Below are 19,929 nucleotides of genomic sequence, written 5' to 3' on the forward strand. Positions count from 1 at the left end.
AATTAGGGATGGAAGCTATTCAAGACACTGGGGAATGTCTTACAAATTAGGGAGGAATAGCTTCGATACATATACTATAAAAGGTGGATGTGACTCTCGTGTGAACATAGAGTGAAAGATATGGGGATTTGAAAAAGGATACATATAAAATTACTGTTGCAAGGGTTGTAGAGTGAGAAGAATTATAATAGAAAGTTTCCTGTCATAAAATGAAATGAAGTCCGAATATAAATAAAAGTTGAAATCTATGAAAAAAAGGATTATGCTCAACTATATTATGAGAATATAAGGTTTATCCCACAATTTGAGGGCTCTTGAAAGCCTTTATGTATAAGGGGAAAGGTTCACTATATTAAGGGAGTTAGTGATATGGAAGTAACAAAAAAACAAAGGCTGTATAATCGTTTTATACGATTAAGCCCACCGCAAATATTAGCATTAGGTTTTTTCTGCTTAATTGTCATTGGTGGTTTGCTATTAAAGTTACCATTCGCAACGAAAGTACATATTAGTTGGGTAGATGCTTTCTTTACGGCAACGTCAGCAGCAACTGTAACGGGTTTAGGAGTAGTAGATACTGCAAGTACGTTTACGATGTTTGGCGAAATTGTTATTCTGTTTTTAATTCAAACAGGTGGCCTAGGTCTTATGACGATTGCCATTTTAGTTGTTTGGGTATTAGGTAAAAAAATTGGCTTGCGTCACCGATTATTAATTGGAGAAGCATTTAATCAAACGAATATAGGTGGTCTTGTAAAGTTAGTAAAGCGTGTCTTTATATTTTCGATTTGTATTGAGCTTATTGGAGTCATCTTTTTATCGTTCCGCTTTATTCCAGAGTTCGGTTTTGGAAAAGGTTTATACTATAGTGTTTTCCATGTAATTGCATCCTATAATAATGCGGGATTTGCATTATGGCCAGATAATTTAACAAGGTATGTAGGAGATCCTATTATTAATATTGGAATTTGTTCCTTAATTGTAATAGGAGGCCTCGGATTTACGGTATTAATTGATATATGGTATAGTCGTAGTTTTCGAAAACTATCGCTTCACTCCAAAATTATGATTATTGGAACAGTAGCACTAAATGTTATAGCAATGATTGTGATTTTTGTATTGGAATATAATAATGTGAAAACGTTAGGGGATCTATCTTTAAGTGAAAAATTATGGGCTTCTTTCTTCCAAGGCATTACACCTCGGACAGCTGGATTTAATACAGTTGACTATGGAGGTATGGAAGAATCAACTATATTATTTACGATGGTTTTAATGTTTATTGGTGCAGGAAGTGTATCAACAGGTGGAGGGATTAAATTAACAACGTTTGTTATTTTAATTACATCTGTCCTTTCTTTCTTTAGAAAGAAGGAGGAAATCGTTTTATTTCAGCGTACAATTAAAATGGCGACAGTAACGAGAGCGTTAGCAATTGTCGTTGCCAGTCAAATACTCATTTTTACAGCGGTATTTGTATTAATGCTTACAGAAGACTTCAGTTTTATTCAGTTATTATTTGAGACAATTTCAGCTTTTGGTACAGTGGGATTAACAATGGGGATTACTGCGAAGTTATCGGCGTTTGGAAAATGTATTATTATGTTTGTTATGTTTTGCGGATTAATTGGACCATTAACACTTGTTTTTTCTTTAGCGCGACCAGCAAAACAAAAAATTAAATATCCATCGGAAGATGTATTTACAGGATAAGGTATCCCGCAAAAAGCGAGATACCTTTTTCTTTTTAAAAAAGGGAGAACAATAAACCGATAAGCGCTACGCGGAATAAAATCGCGATAAGTGCAGCAATACCACCGACAATCGCAGCAATACTACCAGTTACAGTAGCTCCGCGATTATAAGCGTAAATTCCTAGTAACACAGAAACAAGGCCAAATAGTGTTGGGAATGTGAAGAGTGATAATATAGATAAGGCAAGAGCGATAAAGCCAGCAGTTGATCCAGCAGCTGATGACCTTACATCGTCTTTATGATCTTTGTCATCGTAATCAATACGCTGTGGTGCAACCTCAGCAGCATATTCTTCACTATAGTCACTATAGTCACTATCTATTCTATCTCTTCTTTTATAATCATCAAATTTCTCAGTCAAAGTCATGACTCCTTTCGTAACAAGGTTCAATAGTAGTATGTGTTTATTTTTTATTTTTATCCCGTTATTTGCGGGCAGTAAGACTCCGACCTCATAATTCGATTTGGGAGAAAAAGTTAGGCAGGAGTCCGGCTGCCTGTAAACGCCCGATTGGTGAGGGTTAATAATCAGTGGGTGATGAACAAAGCCAAACATCCCCACTGATTAAAGTTTCACTTTATCCGAGCATGTACAGGGAGTAATGTTCATTTAGAAGATGGAATTTGTTTTTTTGAAATAGGAAAAGTTAGTATGACTTCCTCTATTTTGGAAAGTATAAAAAAGAATAATGAGGAAAGGGTGCAGTACATAATGGAACATCCAATTGAAAATTTAATGAAAACAGCAATGACAAATTTAAAAGAGATGGTAGATGTAAATACGATTGTTGGAAGTCCGGTTTCAACAGCTGACGGAAATGTAGTATTAACAGTATCTCAAGTTGCTTTTGGTTTTGGTGCTGGTGGAAGTGACTTTAAAGGGGATTTTACTTTCGAAAAACATAATAGTGGACAAGGTCAACATAAAGAGAACAAGCAAGGGCATCCATTTGGAGGCGGGAGTGGGGCTGGGGTTTCTATTAGCCCAGTTGCTTTTTTAGTGGTTGGTTCTAACGGTGTACAAGTATTGCATCTCAATAGTAGTACACATTTAATTGAAAAAGCTTTAAATACTGTACCGAGCACTGTGGATAAATTTGTAAATGGTCGCTAAAAGTGAACTTGCATTTTTTAGGAATTATGATATATTAGAAAAAGTGCGCTTTAAGATGATCGGAATAATTGACATGTAAATATATATGATGTGTGAAATAAGGGAGAGGAATTTATGATTAATATCAAAAACTTAGTAGTTGGCTTATTTATGTTAGTAAGCGGCTTTGTTGTATATGTAATAAAAGAAAAAGCTCCGTTCTAAAACAGACAAACCGTTACTGTCTGTTTTTAATTTGCAAAAAAAATATTGACGTGTTTCGGTATTGGTGTTATAATATTAATTCGTGTCTCGGTTACAGCTAGTGTAAAGTGAATATCTCTTATGAATACAATACGAAAAGTTTGCGAAAGATCGGGTAATTTTATCAACAACTTTTGTGAACAAACCCTATAAATTGTATTTGTAAGCTTTATATGTATACTAGTGAATCAAGGAGCGGTCAGTGGAGCCGTAATGATGAGAGAGAGGTAGGGCTTTCATCCAGTATATGTTACTTTCCCGTTAGGTGAATATAAAAAAGAGGACTCCTTTTTAAAAGGAGTCCTCTTTCATTTTTTAAGTGCGGTTGTCAACTTGTTGACAAATTTCATCAGTTGTTAAACCATGGGCTGTAATTACTGATCCTTTTATTGATGCATCTGCAATACCCATCATATTAGAATCTTGCCCAGTTACAACACAACAATCGCACCCTTGTGCATCATGTTCTGAGTTAAGTGTAACGACTTCATGTCCCTGTTGCTGAAGAGCTTGTTGAACATCTGTTAATGAGTTTTCAACGCCAATTCTAGCCATAATTCTCACCTCCTACCATCTAGTTGCTAGTATGCGCAAGTCCATCGCATATATTTATGGAAAGATGGTAGGAAGTATATGTTTATTTAATCGTTATACACGCCAGTAAGCATTTGACTAACGAATTGATCGTTTAATGTATCTTGGGCAGAAGGAGTATTTGAATGAATGTCGATTGAAGCAATGAAGTTATTTTGTTCTTTCGTATTTGGTTCTACCTCTACATAATTATTGAATTTACAAAAACCTTTCGTATCCATTAGATCGAATAGTTGTAGCATTTCTACTACCTCTTGTCTTGTTCCTTTAATTTGTACACACGCCATATTTATTTCCTCCTTCATTTTGACAAATTGTTTTTTAAAAATAGGATTATGATTCCGGAATGAAAAATATGAATGTTATTTTTAAACAGTGTTCCTTTTTTTATTTTCCCCCTTTTTCAGCAAAATTCGTTATATATTCCCGAATTTGTAAAATCGGATGTCCGTTTATTGAATACAATAGATTCGTATTAATTGACGAAATTCCTTCTTTTACACAAATATTTTTTTTAGTGAAAATTGGCGAAAAAATTTTTTTGACTTTTTGTAACCGTTAACAATGTTGTTAAATCAATATAATCAAAGATGTACGTACGAATAAAAATTATAAATTTTCTAAAAATTCACTTGATTTATTTGGAAAGGAGAGTAAACTAGGAAACAATAAAAAATTCATAGAACATAGGGGGCGCTTTCCAGTGAACGAGCAATGGATTTTCTTAAATGGAGAATTTGTTCCAAAAGACGAAGCAAAAGTTTCAGTATATGATCATGGTTATTTATATGGCGATGGAGTGTTCGAAGGAATTAGGGTATATAGCGGTAATGTTTTCCGTTTGAGAGAACATCTTGTCCGGTTATATGAATCAGCGAAATCCATCATGTTAGAAATCCCATATACGTTAGAAGAAGCAACGAAAATCGTTGTTGAAACGATTCGACAAAACAAACTATCTAATGGATATATCCGCCTCGTTGTATCAAGAGGATCTGGGAATCTTGGATTAGATCCTGATTCTTGTAAGAAACCAAATGTAGTTGTAATCGCAGAACAATTATCTTTATTTCCACAAGAATATTACGAAAAAGGGATTCCGGTCGTAACAGTTGCAACGCGCCGAAATCGTCCAGATGTTTTATCACCTCAAGTAAAATCTTTAAATTACTTAAATAATATTTTAGTTCGCATCGAAGCGAAATTAGCTGGCGTGCAAGAAGCACTTATGTTAAATGATCAAGGGTACGTAGCTGAAGGATCAGGAGATAACGTATTTATTGTAAAAGGAAATAAATTAATTACACCACCAAGTTCTGCTGGAGCGTTAGAAGGTATTACTCGAAATGCGATTTTAGAAATCGGTGAAAAACTTGGATATGACGTTAGAGAAGAGTTATTTACAAGACATGATGTATATGTAGCTGATGAAGTCTTTTTAACAGGAACGGCTGCTGAAGTAATTGCTGTTACGACAGTAGATGGTAGAACGATTGGTTTAGGGCAAACGGGTCCACATACGAATCGCCTATTAGAAGAATTCCGAAAGTTAGTTGTAGCAGATGGAGAGAAAATTTACGAAGAAAATAAAGTTGGATAATAACTCTTTATAACATAAGAAAGCGTTGATAGGGAGGAGTAGTTGATTGTGAAGCCTCACAGAGAGTCGGTGGTTGCTGAAAACCGATGGTTCACGTCGACGAACATCGCCCTTGAGTGCTAAGCTGAAGCGTTTGTCTAGGCTTAGACGGTAGCTCCGTTATTAGCTAGACTCATCCCGAGTCACTGAGGCAAGAGTATTCTTGCAAAGAAGGGTGGTACCGCGAAATCTTTCGTCCCTTCAGCACATAGCTGGAGTGTGGACGTAGGATTTTTTTATTGTATAAAAGTGTGAAAAAGGGGGCTTATAAGAAAAATGTCTTCAAAAACGGAAGAGAAACTAGCAACTGGTGCACAGCTATTGTTAGAAGCGCTTGAAAAGGAAGGAGTAGAAGTGATTTTCGGTTATCCAGGAGGTGCGGTTTTACCTTTATATGATGCAATTTATGACTGTGAAATTCCGCATATTTTAACGAGGCATGAGCAAGGTGCGATTCATGCTGCTGAAGGATATGCCAGAATTACTGGAAATCCAGGAGTTGTCATTGCAACGAGCGGGCCTGGTGCTACAAATGTTATTACCGGTTTAGCTGACGCAATGATCGATTCCTTGCCACTTGTAGTATTTACAGGGCAAGTAGCAACAACGTTAATTGGAAGTGATGCTTTCCAAGAAGCAGATATTATGGGGCTTACGATGCCGGTGACAAAACATAATTACCAAGTACGAAAAGCATCCGACTTACCTCGAATTATTAAAGAAGCATTTCATATTGCTAGAACAGGACGACCAGGCCCAGTCGTTATTGACCTTCCGAAAGATATGGTAGTAGAGCAAGGGGAACGATGTAATGACGTACAAATGGATTTGCCAGGTTACAATCCTAATTATGAACCGAACTTACTTCAAGTAAACAAATTATTACAAGCAATTAAGGTTGCAAAAAAGCCGTTAATTTTAGCTGGAGCAGGTGTATTGCATGCGAAATCCTCAAAAGAATTAACAAGTTTTGCTCGGAAATATGAAATTCCTGTTGTGCATACATTACTTGGTCTTGGTGGTTTTCCACCAGATGATGAACTATTTTTAGGAATGGGAGGAATGCATGGTTCTTACACAGCGAATATGGCGTTATATGAATGTGACTTATTGATTAATATAGGTGCAAGATTTGATGATCGTCTTACTGGAAATTTAGCTTATTTTGCTAAAGAGGCGACTGTCGCACATATCGATATTGATCCAGCAGAAATAGGGAAAAATGTGCCGACTGAAATTCCTATTGTTGCAAGTGCTAAGCGGGCGCTGGAAGTATTACTTCAGTCAGAAAGAGAAAAAGAAAATCATCATGAATGGCTTTCTTTATTAAAGAGTAGAAAAGAAGAATATCCATTATCTTACAAGCGGAATTCTGAAAGTATTAAACCTCAATATGCGATTGATATGTTATATGAAATTACGAAAGGAGAAGCGATTGTAACAACAGACGTTGGGCAACATCAAATGTGGGCAGCGCAATATTATCTGTTGAAAGATCCAGATAAATGGGTAACTTCTGGAGGATTAGGAACGATGGGGTTTGGATTTCCAGCAGCAATTGGTGCACAAATTGCAAAGCCTGATGAACTAGTTATTGCAATTGTCGGTGATGCTGGATTTCAAATGACATTGCAAGAATTAAGTGTATTAAAAGAACATTCTTTGCCGGTTAAAGTGTTTATTTTAAATAATGAAGCTTTAGGAATGGTAAGGCAGTGGCAAGATGAGTTTTATAATCAAAGGTATTCACATTCTTTATTGCCATGTCAACCAGATTTCGTCGCTCTTGCGAATGCGTATGGTATAAAAGGGGTTCGTATTGATGATCCACTTCTTGCAAAGAAGCAATTGAAACATGCGATTGCATTACAAGAACCAGTCGTAATTGATTGCCGTGTACTTCAATCTGAGAAGGTTATGCCAATGGTTGCACCAGGGAAAGGTGTTCACCAAATGGAGGGAGTGGAAAAAAGGTGAAGAGAATTGTTACAGCGACAGTCCGAAATCAAAGTGGTGTGTTAAACCGAATTACAGGTGTTATGACAAGAAGGCATTTTAATATTGAAAGTATTTCAGTAGGGCATACGGAATCGTCGGACATTTCGCGGATGACAATTGTTGTACATGTTGAAAGTGAACAGCAAGTTGAGCAGTTAATTAAACAACTGCATAAGCAAATCGATGTTCTGAAAGTATCAGATATTACAGAAGAAGCGATGATTGCTAGAGAGCTTGCTCTTATTAAAGTAGCAACTTCTGTAGCAAGGGCGGAATTATATAGCTTAATTGAACCATTTCGAGCCACTGTAATAGATGTTGGGAAGGATTCCATAGTTGTGCAAGTAACAGGTACACAGGATAAAGTAGAAGCTTTAATTGAATTACTTCGACCATACGGTTTGAAAGAAATTGCTAGAACAGGTGTAACAGCCTTTACACGTAGTATGAAAAAACAAGATAAGCAAGTTATGTTAATTCAATAATCATTTAAATATAGGGGGAAAAGAAAATGGCAAAAGTTTATTATGAAAAAGACGTAACGGTAAATGTATTAAAGGAAAAGAAAGTAGCAATTATCGGATATGGTTCACAAGGTCATGCGCATGCGCAAAACTTACGTGATAACGGATTTGATGTAGTAGTAGGTTTAAGAAAAGGGAAGTCTTGGGATAAAGCAAAAGAAGATGGGTTTTCTGTATATACAGTAGCAGAAGCGGCGGAAAAAGCTGATGTAGTAATGATCTTACTACCAGATGAACTGCAGCCGGAAGTATATGAAGCGGAAATTGCACCAAATTTACAGGCAGGAAATTCCCTCGTTTTCGCACACGGATTTAATGTTCACTTTGATCAAGTAAAGCCACCAGCGAATGTAGATGTATTTCTAGTGGCGCCGAAAGGTCCAGGACATTTAGTGCGCCGTACGTTTGTTGAGGGCGGAGCTGTTCCAGCACTATTTGCAGTATATCAAGATGCAACAGGAGTTGCGACTGAAAAGGCACTTTCTTATGCTGATGGAATTGGAGCGACGAGAGCTGGTGTATTAGAAACGACGTTTAAAGAAGAAACAGAAACAGACTTATTTGGAGAGCAAGCTGTACTTTGCGGTGGGGTAACTGCACTTGTAAAAGCAGGATTTGAAACGTTAGTCGATGCAGGATATCAGCCTGAACTGGCATATTTTGAATGTTTACATGAGCTGAAACTCATTGTTGACCTTATGTATGAAGGTGGGCTTGAAAATATGAGATATTCAGTTTCAGATACAGCGCAGTGGGGAGACTTCGTATCAGGACCACGTGTTGTGACTGAAGATACGAAGAAAGCGATGGGTGAGGTACTAGCAGAAATTCAAGATGGTACATTTGCAAAAGGCTGGATTGCAGAGCATAAAGCAGGAAGACCAAATTTCCAGGCGACAAATGAGAAAGAAAATGAACATGAAATCGAAGTAGTTGGACGTAAATTACGTGAAATGATGCCTTTCGTACAACCGCGAGTAAAGGTAGGGATTAAATAATATGAAGCAGATTTTGTTCATGGATACGACGCTTCGTGATGGCGAACAATCACCAGGAGTTAATTTAAATGAACAAGAGAAATTACAGATTGCAAGGCAACTAGAGAGACTTGGTATTAATGTAATGGAGGCCGGATTCGCAGCAGCTTCTGAAGGAGATTTTCAGTCAGTAAAACGAATTGCGAATACTATTCAAAATGCTACAGTTATGAGTTTAGCTAGAGCGAAAGAAAGTGATATTCGAAGAGCATATGAAGCTGTGAAAGGTGCTGTATCTCCTCGTCTACACGTATTTTTAGCTACGAGTGATATTCATATGAAGTATAAACTTTGTATGTCGAAAGAAGATGTGTTAGATACCATTTATCGCTCGGTTACGCTTGGGAAATCATTATTTCCAACTGTACAATTTTCAGCAGAAGATGCGACAAGAACTTCAAGAGCATTTTTAGCTGAAGCAGTAGAAGTTGCAATTGGAGCAGGAGCGAATGTAATCAATATTCCAGATACAGTGGGATATACGAATCCAGAAGAATACTATTCTCTATTTAAATATTTACAAGAATCTGTTCCGTCCTATGAAAAAGCAATTTTCTCTTGTCATTGTCATGATGATCTTGGAATGGCGGTAGCAAATTCGTTAGCTGCGGTTGAAGGTGGAGCATTGCAAGTAGAAGGAACAATTAACGGAATTGGAGAAAGAGCAGGGAATGCGGCGCTAGAAGAGGTCGCAGTTGCTCTTCATATTAGAAAAGATTTCTATAAAGCGGAGTCTTCTATGACACTAAAAGAAATTAAATCGACGAGTACGTTAGTAAGTCGTTTAACAGGTATGGTTGTACCGAAAAATAAAGCAATCGTTGGAGCGAACGCATTTGCTCACGAATCAGGTATTCATCAAGATGGTGTTTTAAAGGAAGTAACGACATATGAAATTATTGAGCCGTCACTTATAGGAGAATCTCAAAACTTATTTGTACTTGGTAAACATTCTGGGCGTCATGCGTTTACGGAAAAAATGAAAGAACTTGGTTATGAGTTTACAAATGAAGAGCGCGATACGGTATTTGAAGCATTTAAAACATTAGCAGATCGCAAAAAGGAAATTACGGAAGAAGATTTACGTGCACTTATGCTTGGTGAAGCAGCATTTGCGGCGCAGCAATATAACATTAAACAATTGCAAGTACATTTCGTCTCAAATAGTACACAATGCGCGACAGTCGTACTAAAAGATGAGGAAGGAAATGTATACGAAGATGCAGCTACTGGTTCTGGTAGTATTGAGGCAATTTATAATGCAATCCAAAGAATTTTAGGGTTAGAATGTGAATTGGCGGATTATCGCATACAATCTATTACACAAGGTCAAGACGCACTGGCTCATGTTCATGTTGAATTAAAAGAAGGAACTCATCAAGTATCAGGTTTTGGAGTTGCACAAGACGTATTGGAAGCGTCGGCGAGAGCTTATGTCCATGCAGCAGGGAAATTAAAATCTTATATATCACTTGTAAAGTAAGTGTTTGATAGGTGAGGGGAACTTTCCTCATCTATCAAATTAAAGTTCTGAAAATTCAGTTAAAAGGAGTGTTTACATTGAAAAAACGTATTGTTTGTTTAGCTGGTGATGGTGTTGGTCCGGAAATTATGGAAAGTGCGAAGGCAGTATTGCATATGGTAGAAAGGCTATATGGACATCAATTTCATTTGCAAGAGGAGTACTTTGGCGGTGCTGCTATCGATTTGACCGGTCAGCCACTACCACAGCGGACGCTTGCCGCCTGTTTAGCGAGTGATGCGGTTTTACTTGGAGCAGTTGGTGGACCTCGTTGGGATAGTGCGAAAGAAAGGCCGGAGAAAGGATTATTAGCTTTAAGAAAAGGACTTGGTGTATTTGCGAATGTTCGACCTGTAACGGTAGAAAGCGCAACTGCACATTTATCGCCATTAAAAAATGCTGACGAAATTGATTTCGTTGTCGTTCGTGAATTAACAGGTGGTATTTATTTTTCTTATCCGAAAGAACGAACGGACGAAGTAGCAACAGATACACTTACGTATCATCGCCATGAAATTGAACGTATCGTTTCTTATGCTTTTCAATTAGCGAGTAAGAGAGAGAAAAAAGTAACGTCTATTGATAAGGCGAATGTTTTAGAATCTAGTAAATTATGGAGAACTGTTACGGAAGAAGTAGCTCTTCGTTATCCTCATGTTGAATTAGAGCATATTTTAGTAGATGCAGCTGCTATGGAGTTAATTCGTAATCCTGGACGTTTTGATGTAATTGTAACCGAAAATTTATTTGGTGATATTTTAAGTGATGAAGCTTCTGTATTAGCTGGATCACTAGGGATGTTACCATCAGCAAGTCATGCTGAAAATGGCCCTTCATTATACGAGCCTATTCACGGATCAGCACCGGATATTGCTGGGAAAAATAAAGCAAATCCAATTGCGATGATGCGTTCTGTTGCAATGATGCTTGGGCAATCATTTGGATTAACGCGAGAAGGGTATGCGATTGAGGAGGCAATTTCTGCAGTTCTTAAATCAGGAAAATGTACAGCAGATATCGGGGGAGATGAGACGACAACTTCATTTACGAAGGCGGTTATGCAAGAAATGGAAGAGCAAGCACTAGTAGGGAGAGGACGATAATGGGGAAAAGGTTACTAGATAAGCTTTGGGAAAGACACGTAGTTGCGACAAACGAAAATGGATTGGATTTATTATATATAGATCTTCATCTCGTTCATGAAGTAACGTCACCGCAGGCCTTTGAAGGCCTGCGGCTTGCAAATAGAGCTGTTCGGAGACCGGAATTAACGTTTGCAACGATGGATCATAATATTCCAACGAAAGATGTTTGGAATATTACAGATCATATTGCGAAGCAGCAATTAGATACACTCCGTGAAAACTGTAAACAATTTCAGGTGCCATTAGCGGATATTGGTGATGAAGAACAGGGGATTGTTCATGTTATTGGGCCGGAACTTGGACTTACACAACCTGGGAAAACGATTGTTTGTGGCGATAGTCATACAGCAACGCATGGTGCTTTCGGCGCGCTAGCATTTGGTATTGGTACGAGTGAAGTGGAACATGTATTAGCAACGCAAACGCTGTGGCAACGAAAGCCGAAAGCAATGGGCATTGAGTTAAAAGGAAAGTTACCGCAAGGTGTTTATGCTAAAGATATTATTTTGCACCTCCTTTCAAAGCACGGTGTAGCAGTTGGAACAGGTTACGTAATGGAATTTTACGGAGAGACCATTCATGCTATGGATATGGAAGAAAGGATGACACTTTGCAATATGGCAATTGAAGGGGGCGCAAAGGCTGGTATTATTGCCCCAGATGAAAAAACATTTTCTTACGTAAAAGGACGTAAATATGCGCCGAAAAACTATGAATCTATTAAGAAAAAATGGTCGGAACTTTATACAGATTCAGATGCGACTTATGATTTACATATTTTGATAGACGTGACGGATTTAGCGCCATACGTTACGTGGGGAACAAATCCGAGTATGGGTGTTCGTATTGATGAAAAATTGCCAGAAAAACATGATGCAAATGATGAAAGAGCATTTTCTTATATGGGATTAAGTCCGGGACAAAGTACGTATGACATTCCAGTTCAGCATGTTTTCATTGGATCTTGTACAAATTCCAGGCTTTCTGATTTAGAAATTGCCGCATCTGTCGTGAAAGGTAAAAAGGTAAAAGAAGGTGTGCGGGCACTCGTTGTACCTGGATCTCAAAGGGTAAGAGAAGCGGCGATGCATAAAGGATTACATCGCATATTTGAAGAGGCGGGATTTGAATGGAGAGAGCCAGGATGTTCAATGTGTCTAGGAATGAATCCAGATCAAGTACCTGAAGGAGAACATTGTGCATCTACTTCAAATCGTAATTTTGAAGGAAGACAAGGAAAAGGAGCGCGAACGCATTTAGTTAGCCCAGCAATGGCGGCAGCGGCTGCTTTATACGGTCATTTTGTTGATATTAGGAAGGAGAGTTATGATGGAGCCATTTCGTATTCATAGGGGGACTGCTGCAGTACTGATGAATGATAATATTGATACAGATCAAATTATTCCGAAGCAATATTTAAAGAGGATTGAAAGAACCGGGTTTGGAAAGTTTTTATTTGATGAATGGCGATATGATAATAACCGTCATGAAAACCCTAATTTTCCGCTTAATGCACAAGAAAGAAAAGGAGCTAGTATATTAATTACTGGGGATAATTTCGGGTGTGGTTCTTCAAGAGAACATGCTCCGTGGGCACTTGCTGATTATGGTTTTCGTGTTATTATCGCGGGTGGATTTGCAGATATTTTTTATATGAATTGTATGAAGAATGGCATGTTACCGATTGTGATGGATAAAGATATGCGTGAACAACTTGCTAAGACGGATGCGAGAGAGCAAATAGAGATTGATTTAGAGAATGAAGTAATTATTACGAACACACACAGATTCCATTTTAAGATTGAGAAAATGTGGAAAGAAAAATTAGTAAATGGCTTAGATGAAATCAGCATTACAATGCAATACGGACAAGAAATTGAAGAGTATGAAAGAAAAATAGCTGTATATTAAGAGATAACGGAATACTAAAAATGTATTTACATTCAGAATTAACTGTTATATACTATGTGAAAATCAGAGGAGAAAGGGAGTAAGTATTATGAATATCGTGCAATCTATTAAAATGCTTACACAACTACATCATCATACATGAAACCCTTGAACCTAGCGTGAAAACGTGTAGGTACAAGGGTTATTCCCATTGTACCTACACTCTACTAAAAGAGTCTTGTAGGTATTTTGTCTACAAGACTCTTTTTATTTTCGGTTTAGGTGAATGAAATAGGCATACATTAGAAAGGGAAAGGTGTGAGAATTTAGATGACAAAGTGGAAGAGGGCAAATCCGAATGGAACGAGAGATTATTTATTTGAAGAGTGTACGTTAATCGAGGAAGTGGAACAAAATTTAAGGCGTACGTTTTTAGAGAGAGGCTATGAGGAAATAAGGACACCTACAATTGAGTTTTATGATGTGTTTGCTTTTCAAAATCGGCCGATAGATGAAGAGAAGATGTATAAATTTTTTGATGAAAAAGGAAGAATTATTGTTTTGCGCCCAGATATGACAATCCCTTTAGCGAGGGTAATTGGAACGCAGAGGTGGGACACTCCGCTTAAACTGACGTATAGTGGAAATGTATTTCGGGCGAATGAGTCTCTGTCTGGAAAATATAATGAAATTGTACAAAGTGGTATTGAAATTATCGGGATCGATAATGTAAGAGCTGAAATTGAATGTGTGATAAGCGTAATGCAAGCACTACAAAAATTGAAGGTACAATCTTTTACAATCGAAATCGGGCAAGTAGAGCTATATAAGTGTATTGTAAAAAAGCTCTCCATTTGTGATGAAGAAGAAAGAGTACTTAGAACATATATTGAGAGTAAAAATTATGCTGCCCTCTCAAATTTTATTAGAGAAAAGAAATTAAATCGGAGTGATGAAACGGTAAGATTACTTGAGAAGTTACCAAGGTTATTTGGGAATTTAGAGGTTATAGAGGAAGCAGAAAAACTTGCCTCAAGTCATGAAATGAAAATGGCCATTGCAAGAGTGAAAGAGATATATGAAGCGATTGAAAAATTAGGATATGGACCTTACATATCCATTGATTTAGGGATGATCCAACATTTGGATTATTATACGGGTGTTATTTTCAAAGGGTATATATATGAAATTGGAGAAGAAATTGTGAGTGGCGGAAGATACGATGAATTAATTGGCAATTTTGGAGAGATGGTGTCAGCGGTTGGACTCGCGGTGCAAGTAAATCAAATAGTTAAGGCATTGCAAGAGCAGCAAGTATCGTATGAACGAGAGCGAATAGATATTATGATTCATTATGAGTTAAATAGATTAGCGGAAGCAGAAAGATTACGAACTTTACTTCGAAAGGATGGAAAGAATGCTAGGTTATCTCTATTCTCTAATTTAAACGACACCTTTCAATTTGCAAGAAAAAATAAAATCGTAACGGTCGTTGAGGCAAGGAATGAATCATTAGTGGAATATGTATGGAAAGAGAAATGGGTCGTTCAGAAAGAAGGGGAGACTTCATGCGTAACATTCAAATTGCGTTAACGAAAGGAAGACTAGAAAAGCATGTGATTCCATTGTTTGAGCAAATTGGAATTGATTGTTCAGAGCTTAAAGATAAAGGGCGAAAGCTTGTCTTTCAAAGTAAGAATACAAATATTTCCTTTATTTTAGTGAAAGCGGTAGATGTTGCTACGTATGTAGAACATGGCGTGGCTGATATTGGTGTTGTTGGAAAAGATATTTTAATGGAAAACGAGAAAGATATTTATGAAATGTTGGATTTAGGAGTGGGTGTATGTAAATTTTGTGTCGCTTCTATCCCTACATATAATCCGAAGAGTTACCGCAAGAAACGAATTGCTACGAAATACCCGAACCTTACCTCTACTTATTTTCATGGTAAAGGAGAAGATATAGAAATTATTAAAATAGAAGGCTCTGTAGAAATCGCTCCGCTTCTTGGTTTGGCAGACGCAATTGTGGATATTGTTGAAACAGGAAAAACATTACAAGAAAACGGGTTAATTGTATTTGAGGAAATGTGCACAATATCAGCTCGAATGATTGTAAATAAGGCAGCCTTAAAAACTAAAAAAGACGAAATATTCAGCATTATAAATATGATGGAGAAAGAAATTTTGTCAGAGAAATAGGAGGATTGAAATGGAAATCATTTATGAAGATTTCAAAGAGGCAGTAACCAAAATAAAAGTGCTAAGGGAAAGAGCTAATATAATAGAAGAAACTGTTCAAAGGAATGTTAGAGAAATTGTTCAAAACATAAGAGAGAGTAAAGATGAGGCTTTATCTTTATACACCAAAAAGTTTGACGATGTGGAGGTTACAAATTTTCGTGTAAGTGAGGAAGAAATAAAAAAAGCAAGTATGTTAGTGGAACAGTCTTTTTTAGAAGCGTTACAAGAAGCGAAGAGAAACATTGTTTCCTATCACGAAAAGCAAAAGAAGCAATCGACGTTTGACTGCGTGAGTGAAGGGATAATTAGAGGGCAGCTTCTTCGACCGTTAGAAAATGTAGGTGTATATGTGCCGGGCGGGACTGCTTCTTATCCTTCATCTGTACTAATGAATGTATTGCCAGCCAAAATCGCTGGTGTGAAAAAAATTATAATGGTAACACCGCCGAGAGAAGGTGGAATTGATCCACATATATTAGTTGCTGCAAACATTGCGGGGGTAGATGAAATTTATATGGCTGGTGGTGCCCAAGCGATCGCAGCTTTAGCATACGGAACGGAATCGATTCCGAAAGTAGATAAAATAGTTGGGCCGGGAAATTTGTATGTTGCTCTAGCGAAGCGAGAAGTATACGGAATAGTAAATATAGATATGATTGCTGGGCCATCAGAAATTGTAGTTATCGCTGATGAAACAGGAAACGCCAAATATATCGCTGCGGATTTATTATCGCAAGCAGAACATGACGTAAGAGCAACAGCAATTTGCATTACAACGAATATAGAGCTAGCAAAAGGAGTAGAAAGAGAGATTGAGAGACAGTTAGGGACATTACCAAGAAGTGAGATTGCTCGTGGGGCTATAAAAAGAAATGGAGCAATTTGTGTTGTTTCATCTTTAGAAAAGGCGTTCCAATTATCAAATGAAATTGCTCCCGAACATTTAGAGTTACACATAAAAGACCCGATAAATGCTCTAGCGTATGTAAAGCATGCGGGTTCTATTTTCCTTGGACCATATGCTCCTGAACCGCTCGGTGATTATTTGGCCGGACCGAATCACGTATTACCGACAAGTGGAACGGCAAGATTTTTTTCTCCGTTATCAGTCGATGATTTCGTGAAAAAGTCAAGCTTTGTTTCTTATACAGAAGAAGCGTTAAAGAGTGTACAACATCATATTGTAGAACTAGCAAATAAAGAAGGTTTACATGCGCATGCGAGAGCAATCCAAATTAGATTTGAGGAGGAAGAATAATGCGTGAGTCCAGTCAAGTACGTGAGACGACAGAAACAAAAATTAAACTAAGTTTGCAGCTTGATAAAAGCACGAATGTTTCTGTGCAAACGGGAGTGGGTTTCTTTGATCATATGCTAACTTTGTTTGCAAGGCATGGAAGATTTGGTTTGCAAGTTGAAGCGGAAGGGGATGTATTTGTTGACGCTCATCATACAGTTGAAGATGTTGGAATTGTACTTGGAACTTGTTTGAAAGAAGCATTGCAAAATAAAGAAGGGATTAATAGGTATGGATCGGCATATGTACCGATGGATGAGTCTTTAGGGTTTGTTGCAATTGATATAAGCGGGCGCTCCTATATCGTGTTTCAAGGAGAATTAACAAATCCAAAACTAGGCGATTTCGATACAGAATTAACAGAAGAATTTTTTAGGGCAGTTGCTCATGCTGCCAATATTACGTTACATGCTCGCATTTTATACGGAAGTAATACACATCACAAAATTGAAGCGTTATTTAAAGCGTTTGGTCGAGCGCTTAGAGAGGCAGTCGATAAAAATATCAATATTACTGGTGTAAATTCAACGAAGGGGATGTTGTAATTGATTGCCATTATAGATTATGGAATGGGAAATATTCGTAGTGTAGAACAAGCATTAAAATATGTTGGAGCAGAGTATGTCGTAACGAGTGATAAGGAAGAAATACTGAGAAGTGATGGAGTTATTTTGCCAGGAGTAGGTGCATTTCCGAAAGCGATGGACGTATTGGAAGAGAAAGATCTAGTACGTGTGTTAAGAGAAGTTGGAAATTCAGGAAAACCACTTCTGGGCATTTGCTTAGGAATGCAGCTTTTATTTGAAAAAAGTGAGGAATTAAAAGAATGTAGTGGGTTACATTTATTGCCTGGTGTTATTCGGAAGTTAAAAGTTCCTTATAAAATCCCGCATATGGGGTGGAATGAATTAACGAAAGAAAGGGAGTTTCCGCTTTGGAACGGGATAGAAGATAGTCCCTTCGTATATTATGTTCATTCTTACTATGCAGATTGTCCAGATGAAATTGTATGCGGGGCAAGTGAATATGGAGTGCGAGTACCTGGTTTTGTGGCGAAAGGAAATGTATTTGGTGCACAGTTTCACCCTGAAAAAAGTGGAGAAATTGGAATACGCATCTTAAAGAATTTTAAAGGAGTGGTAGAAGAATGGAAATTTTCCCAGCTATCGATTTAAAAGAAGGACGATGCGTTAGACTTTATCAAGGAGAGTTTAGTAAAGAAACTGTCATGAATGAAGATCCGGTTGCGCAAGCGATCATATTTGAAAAACTTGGAGCGAAAATGCTACACATTGTTGATTTAGATGGTGCAATTGCTGGAGAGTCATTAAATTTGTCCGTTATTGAAAGAATATGCAGGGCGATACGTATTCCTGTGCAAGTTGGAGGAGGGGTTCGATCACTCGCAGCAGTGGAGAAGTTATTAGTAGTCGGTGTAGATAAAGTGATTTTAGGAACAGCTGCTCTATATGATAAGTCATTTTTAGAAGAAGCAATTCGTCTATATGAAGAGAAAATCATCGTCGGAATTGATGCGAAAAATGGTTTCGTAGCAACGAGGGGCTGGCTCGATGTATCTGAAATTTCTTACATTGATTTAGCGAAACAGATGAAAAATTTGGGTGTTCAAACACTTGTATTTACGGATATTTCGAAAGACGGGACGCTTGCAGGACCGAATTTTGAGCAATTGGAGTCATTACAAAACAGTGTTGATATTCGTCTTATTGCTTCTGGAGGAGTGGCATCAATTCAAGATGTGAAAAAATTAAATGATATGAACATTTATGGCGTCATAATTGGAAAGGCACTTTATGAGAAAACGATTGATTTAGAAGAAGTGTTACAGGTAACGAAGTTATGTTAGCGAAACGAATTATTCCATGTCTAGATGTGAAAGAGGGGAGAGTCGTAAAGGGTGTGAATTTTATCGGATTACAAGACGTTGGTGATCCTGTCGAAATAGCCGCTTTATATAATGATGCGGGAGCAGATGAAATTGTATTTTTAGATATTACTGCGACGCACGAAGGAAGAAAAACGATTCTAGATGTGGTAGAAAAAACGGCCTCAAAAGTATTTATTCCTCTTACAGTCGGCGGAGGGATTTCTAATGTTCAAGATATATACAATTTGCTAAGATGTGGTGCTGATAAAATTTCAATTAATTCAGCAGCTGTACGAAATCCAAGGCTAATTCAGGAAGGGGCAGAACATTTTGGCTCACAATGTATTGTCACAGCAATTGATGCTAGAAAAGTAGCGGAAGATAGGTGGAATGTATACGTGAACGGAGGAAGAGTTGATACGGGAATGGATGCAATAGAGTGGGCGAAGCACGTTACCGATCTAGGAACAGGTGAAATTTTGTTAACGAGTATGGATGCAGATGGAACGAAAAATGGATATGATCTTCGTTTAACAGAAGAAATTTCAAAAAGTGTTTCCGTTCCAGTCATCGCATCAGGTGGATGCGGTCATACTGATCACATTATAGAAGTCTTTCAAAAGACAACAGTTGACGCAGCATTAGCGGCATCCATCTTTCACTATGGTGAGGAAACTGTACAGAGTGTAAAGAGAAAGTTAAAAGAAGCTAACGTTGAGGTGCGGCTATGAAACCTAACTTTTCAAAAGGATTACTACCAGCAGTTGTAATCGAAGAAGATACGAAAGAAGTTTTAATGCTAGCTTATATGAATGAAGAAGCGTATGAAAAAACACTAAAAACGAAAAAAACGTGGTTTTATTCCCGTTCGAGACAATCGTTATGGAATAAAGGAGGTACATCCGGAAACGTCCAATATGTTCAATCCTTGTATTTAGACTGTGATCAAGATTCAATCGTTGTTGTCGTAAAGCAAGTAGGACCTGCTTGTCATACGGGAGAGAAAACGTGTTTTCATTACAAAATTATATAGGGGG

Annotated in this window: 23 protein-coding genes and 1 other annotated feature; of the genes, 20 read left to right on the plus strand and 3 right to left on the minus strand. The window is 37.6% G+C overall.

All coding sequences use genetic code 11. The annotated features are described in order from the left end of the window. The first annotated feature begins 369 nt into the window (after positions 1-369). The gene (locus ACQKNI_RS05675; RefSeq protein ID WP_088231683.1) at positions 370-1,713 is read left to right on the plus strand and encodes a TrkH family potassium uptake protein; all 1,344 of its coding nucleotides are present in this window, start codon (positions 370-372) and stop codon (positions 1,711-1,713) included. A gap of 34 nt (positions 1,714-1,747) precedes the next feature. Here the strand turns inward: ACQKNI_RS05675 and ACQKNI_RS05680 are convergent, their stop codons facing one another. Next, entirely contained in the window at positions 1,748-2,116 is a 369-nt protein-coding gene (locus tag ACQKNI_RS05680; protein ID WP_098252619.1) for an imidazole glycerol phosphate synthase, read from the minus strand. 291 nt (positions 2,117-2,407) lie between these two features. On the opposite strand from ACQKNI_RS05680, the gene ytfJ reads away from it, so the two are divergent. Together ytfJ and ACQKNI_RS05690 are read left to right on the plus strand one after the other, a co-directional pair. Continuing rightward, positions 2,408-2,869: a GerW family sporulation protein gene (gene ytfJ, locus ACQKNI_RS05685; RefSeq protein WP_088231681.1), complete on the plus strand. Its 462-nt coding sequence runs from the start codon at positions 2,408-2,410 to the stop codon at positions 2,867-2,869. Positions 2,870-2,983: 114 nt separating this feature from the next. Beyond that, positions 2,984-3,073: a hypothetical protein gene (locus ACQKNI_RS05690; RefSeq protein ID WP_000608227.1), complete on the plus strand. Its 90-nt coding sequence runs from the start codon at positions 2,984-2,986 to the stop codon at positions 3,071-3,073. Positions 3,074-3,427: 354 nt separating this feature from the next. On the opposite strand, the gene ACQKNI_RS05695 is transcribed toward ACQKNI_RS05690, so the two are convergent. Both ACQKNI_RS05695 and ACQKNI_RS05700 read right to left on the minus strand, forming a co-directional pair. After that, positions 3,428-3,667 carry a YkuS family protein gene (locus ACQKNI_RS05695; RefSeq protein ID WP_140417420.1) on the minus strand — a complete coding sequence of 80 codons (240 nt, stop codon included), beginning with the start codon at positions 3,665-3,667 and terminating at the stop codon, positions 3,428-3,430. An 86-nt stretch (positions 3,668-3,753) separates the two neighbouring features. Next, positions 3,754-3,993 (minus strand): DUF3911 family protein, encoded by a 240-nt coding sequence (locus tag ACQKNI_RS05700; RefSeq protein ID WP_088231678.1) that lies wholly within the window; start codon positions 3,991-3,993, stop codon positions 3,754-3,756. A 59-nt stretch (positions 3,994-4,052) separates the two neighbouring features. On the opposite strand from ACQKNI_RS05700, the gene ACQKNI_RS05705 reads away from it, so the two are divergent. The 17 genes from ACQKNI_RS05705 to hisI all read left to right on the plus strand — a co-directional run bounded on the left by ACQKNI_RS05705 (position 4,053) and on the right by hisI (position 19,925). After that, positions 4,053-4,268 carry a hypothetical protein gene (locus ACQKNI_RS05705; protein WP_088231677.1) on the plus strand — a complete coding sequence of 72 codons (216 nt, stop codon included), beginning with the start codon at positions 4,053-4,055 and terminating at the stop codon, positions 4,266-4,268. A gap of 141 nt (positions 4,269-4,409) precedes the next feature. Further along, on the plus strand, positions 4,410-5,306 hold the full coding sequence (ilvE, locus tag ACQKNI_RS05710; RefSeq protein WP_088231676.1) for a branched-chain-amino-acid transaminase: 897 nt from the start codon (positions 4,410-4,412) through the stop codon (positions 5,304-5,306). 16 nt (positions 5,307-5,322) lie between these two features. Beyond that, positions 5,323-5,549, plus strand: a binding site (T-box leader). Between the two features lie 72 nt (positions 5,550-5,621). Further along, positions 5,622-7,322: an acetolactate synthase large subunit gene (gene ilvB / locus ACQKNI_RS05715; protein WP_088231675.1), complete on the plus strand. Its 1,701-nt coding sequence runs from the start codon at positions 5,622-5,624 to the stop codon at positions 7,320-7,322. After that, complete coding sequence (ilvN, locus tag ACQKNI_RS05720) at positions 7,319-7,828, plus strand: acetolactate synthase small subunit (protein WP_088231674.1); 510 nt, start codon at positions 7,319-7,321, stop codon at positions 7,826-7,828. Before ilvB ends, ilvN begins: the two co-directional genes overlap by 4 nt. A 26-nt stretch (positions 7,829-7,854) precedes the next feature. Further along, positions 7,855-8,865: a ketol-acid reductoisomerase gene (gene ilvC, locus ACQKNI_RS05725; protein ID WP_088231673.1), complete on the plus strand. Its 1,011-nt coding sequence runs from the start codon at positions 7,855-7,857 to the stop codon at positions 8,863-8,865. 1 nt (position 8,866) lies between these two features. Continuing rightward, on the plus strand, positions 8,867-10,387 hold the full coding sequence (gene leuA, locus ACQKNI_RS05730; protein WP_088231672.1) for a 2-isopropylmalate synthase: 1,521 nt from the start codon (positions 8,867-8,869) through the stop codon (positions 10,385-10,387). Between the two features lie 77 nt (positions 10,388-10,464). Beyond that, on the plus strand, positions 10,465-11,529 hold the full coding sequence (gene leuB, locus ACQKNI_RS05735) for a 3-isopropylmalate dehydrogenase (RefSeq protein ID WP_088231671.1): 1,065 nt from the start codon (positions 10,465-10,467) through the stop codon (positions 11,527-11,529). Then, the gene (gene leuC / locus ACQKNI_RS05740) at positions 11,529-12,923 is read left to right on the plus strand and encodes a 3-isopropylmalate dehydratase large subunit (protein ID WP_088231670.1); all 1,395 of its coding nucleotides are present in this window, start codon (positions 11,529-11,531) and stop codon (positions 12,921-12,923) included. Before leuB ends, leuC begins: the two co-directional genes overlap by 1 nt. After that, positions 12,901-13,482 carry a 3-isopropylmalate dehydratase small subunit gene (leuD, locus tag ACQKNI_RS05745; protein WP_088231669.1) on the plus strand — a complete coding sequence of 194 codons (582 nt, stop codon included), beginning with the start codon at positions 12,901-12,903 and terminating at the stop codon, positions 13,480-13,482. The genes leuC and leuD overlap by 23 nt, the downstream gene beginning before the upstream one ends. Before the next feature lie 309 nt (positions 13,483-13,791). Beyond that, positions 13,792-15,054 (plus strand): ATP phosphoribosyltransferase regulatory subunit, encoded by a 1,263-nt coding sequence (locus ACQKNI_RS05750; RefSeq protein ID WP_088231668.1) that lies wholly within the window; start codon positions 13,792-13,794, stop codon positions 15,052-15,054. Further along, positions 15,030-15,665: an ATP phosphoribosyltransferase gene (gene hisG, locus ACQKNI_RS05755; protein ID WP_088231667.1), complete on the plus strand. Its 636-nt coding sequence runs from the start codon at positions 15,030-15,032 to the stop codon at positions 15,663-15,665. Before ACQKNI_RS05750 ends, hisG begins: the two co-directional genes overlap by 25 nt. 10 nt (positions 15,666-15,675) lie before the next feature. After that, positions 15,676-16,965, plus strand: coding sequence for a histidinol dehydrogenase (gene hisD, locus ACQKNI_RS05760; protein WP_088231666.1), 1,290 nt, complete (start codon positions 15,676-15,678; stop codon positions 16,963-16,965). Then, positions 16,965-17,549 (plus strand): imidazoleglycerol-phosphate dehydratase HisB, encoded by a 585-nt coding sequence (gene hisB, locus ACQKNI_RS05765; protein ID WP_088231665.1) that lies wholly within the window; start codon positions 16,965-16,967, stop codon positions 17,547-17,549. Before hisD ends, hisB begins: the two co-directional genes overlap by 1 nt. Then, positions 17,550-18,179, plus strand: a complete 630-nt coding sequence (hisH, locus tag ACQKNI_RS05770; protein WP_098945674.1) for an imidazole glycerol phosphate synthase subunit HisH — start codon at positions 17,550-17,552, stop codon at positions 18,177-18,179. Beyond that, complete coding sequence (hisA, locus tag ACQKNI_RS05775; RefSeq protein ID WP_098252621.1) at positions 18,152-18,871, plus strand: 1-(5-phosphoribosyl)-5-[(5-phosphoribosylamino)methylideneamino]imidazole-4-carboxamide isomerase; 720 nt, start codon at positions 18,152-18,154, stop codon at positions 18,869-18,871. The genes hisH and hisA overlap by 28 nt, the downstream gene beginning before the upstream one ends. Further along, positions 18,865-19,623 (plus strand): imidazole glycerol phosphate synthase subunit HisF, encoded by a 759-nt coding sequence (hisF, locus tag ACQKNI_RS05780; protein ID WP_088231662.1) that lies wholly within the window; start codon positions 18,865-18,867, stop codon positions 19,621-19,623. The genes hisA and hisF overlap by 7 nt, the downstream gene beginning before the upstream one ends. Further along, positions 19,620-19,925 (plus strand): phosphoribosyl-AMP cyclohydrolase, encoded by a 306-nt coding sequence (gene hisI, locus ACQKNI_RS05785; RefSeq protein ID WP_427282258.1) that lies wholly within the window; start codon positions 19,620-19,622, stop codon positions 19,923-19,925. The genes hisF and hisI overlap by 4 nt, the downstream gene beginning before the upstream one ends. The last annotated feature ends 4 nt before the right edge of the window (positions 19,926-19,929 follow it).

This window comes from Bacillus sp. NPDC094064, assembly GCF_050279585.1.
In the GTDB taxonomy this organism is placed as follows: Bacteria; Bacillota; Bacilli; order Bacillales; family Bacillaceae_G; genus Bacillus_A.

Excerpts from the sequence above, each read along its gene's own strand:
- hisG (WP_088231667.1), top strand. The coding sequence starts at position 15,030 with ATGCGTAACATTCAAATTGCGTTAACGAAAGGAAGACTAGAAAAGCAT.
- ACQKNI_RS05695 (WP_140417420.1), bottom strand. The coding sequence starts at position 3,667 with ATGGCTAGAATTGGCGTTGAAAACTCATTAACAGATGTTCAACAAGCT.
- leuD (WP_088231669.1), top strand. The coding sequence starts at position 12,901 with ATGGAGCCATTTCGTATTCATAGGGGGACTGCTGCAGTACTGATGAAT.
- ACQKNI_RS05675 (WP_088231683.1), top strand. The coding sequence starts at position 370 with ATGGAAGTAACAAAAAAACAAAGGCTGTATAATCGTTTTATACGATTA.
- ytfJ (WP_088231681.1), top strand. The coding sequence starts at position 2,408 with ATGACTTCCTCTATTTTGGAAAGTATAAAAAAGAATAATGAGGAAAGG.
- ACQKNI_RS05705 (WP_088231677.1), top strand. The coding sequence starts at position 4,053 with ATGAAAAATATGAATGTTATTTTTAAACAGTGTTCCTTTTTTTATTTT.
- ACQKNI_RS05690 (WP_000608227.1), top strand. The coding sequence starts at position 2,984 with ATGATTAATATCAAAAACTTAGTAGTTGGCTTATTTATGTTAGTAAGC.
- hisB (WP_088231665.1), top strand. The coding sequence starts at position 16,965 with ATGCGTGAGTCCAGTCAAGTACGTGAGACGACAGAAACAAAAATTAAA.
- ilvC (WP_088231673.1), top strand. The coding sequence starts at position 7,855 with ATGGCAAAAGTTTATTATGAAAAAGACGTAACGGTAAATGTATTAAAG.
- hisA (WP_098252621.1), top strand. The coding sequence starts at position 18,152 with ATGGAAATTTTCCCAGCTATCGATTTAAAAGAAGGACGATGCGTTAGA.
- hisD (WP_088231666.1), top strand. The coding sequence starts at position 15,676 with ATGGAAATCATTTATGAAGATTTCAAAGAGGCAGTAACCAAAATAAAA.
- leuA (WP_088231672.1), top strand. The coding sequence starts at position 8,867 with ATGAAGCAGATTTTGTTCATGGATACGACGCTTCGTGATGGCGAACAA.
- ilvB (WP_088231675.1), top strand. The coding sequence starts at position 5,622 with ATGTCTTCAAAAACGGAAGAGAAACTAGCAACTGGTGCACAGCTATTG.
- ACQKNI_RS05750 (WP_088231668.1), top strand. The coding sequence starts at position 13,792 with ATGACAAAGTGGAAGAGGGCAAATCCGAATGGAACGAGAGATTATTTA.
- leuC (WP_088231670.1), top strand. The coding sequence starts at position 11,529 with ATGGGGAAAAGGTTACTAGATAAGCTTTGGGAAAGACACGTAGTTGCG.
- hisI (WP_427282258.1), top strand. The coding sequence starts at position 19,620 with ATGAAACCTAACTTTTCAAAAGGATTACTACCAGCAGTTGTAATCGAA.
- hisF (WP_088231662.1), top strand. The coding sequence starts at position 18,865 with ATGTTAGCGAAACGAATTATTCCATGTCTAGATGTGAAAGAGGGGAGA.
- ACQKNI_RS05700 (WP_088231678.1), bottom strand. The coding sequence starts at position 3,993 with ATGGCGTGTGTACAAATTAAAGGAACAAGACAAGAGGTAGTAGAAATG.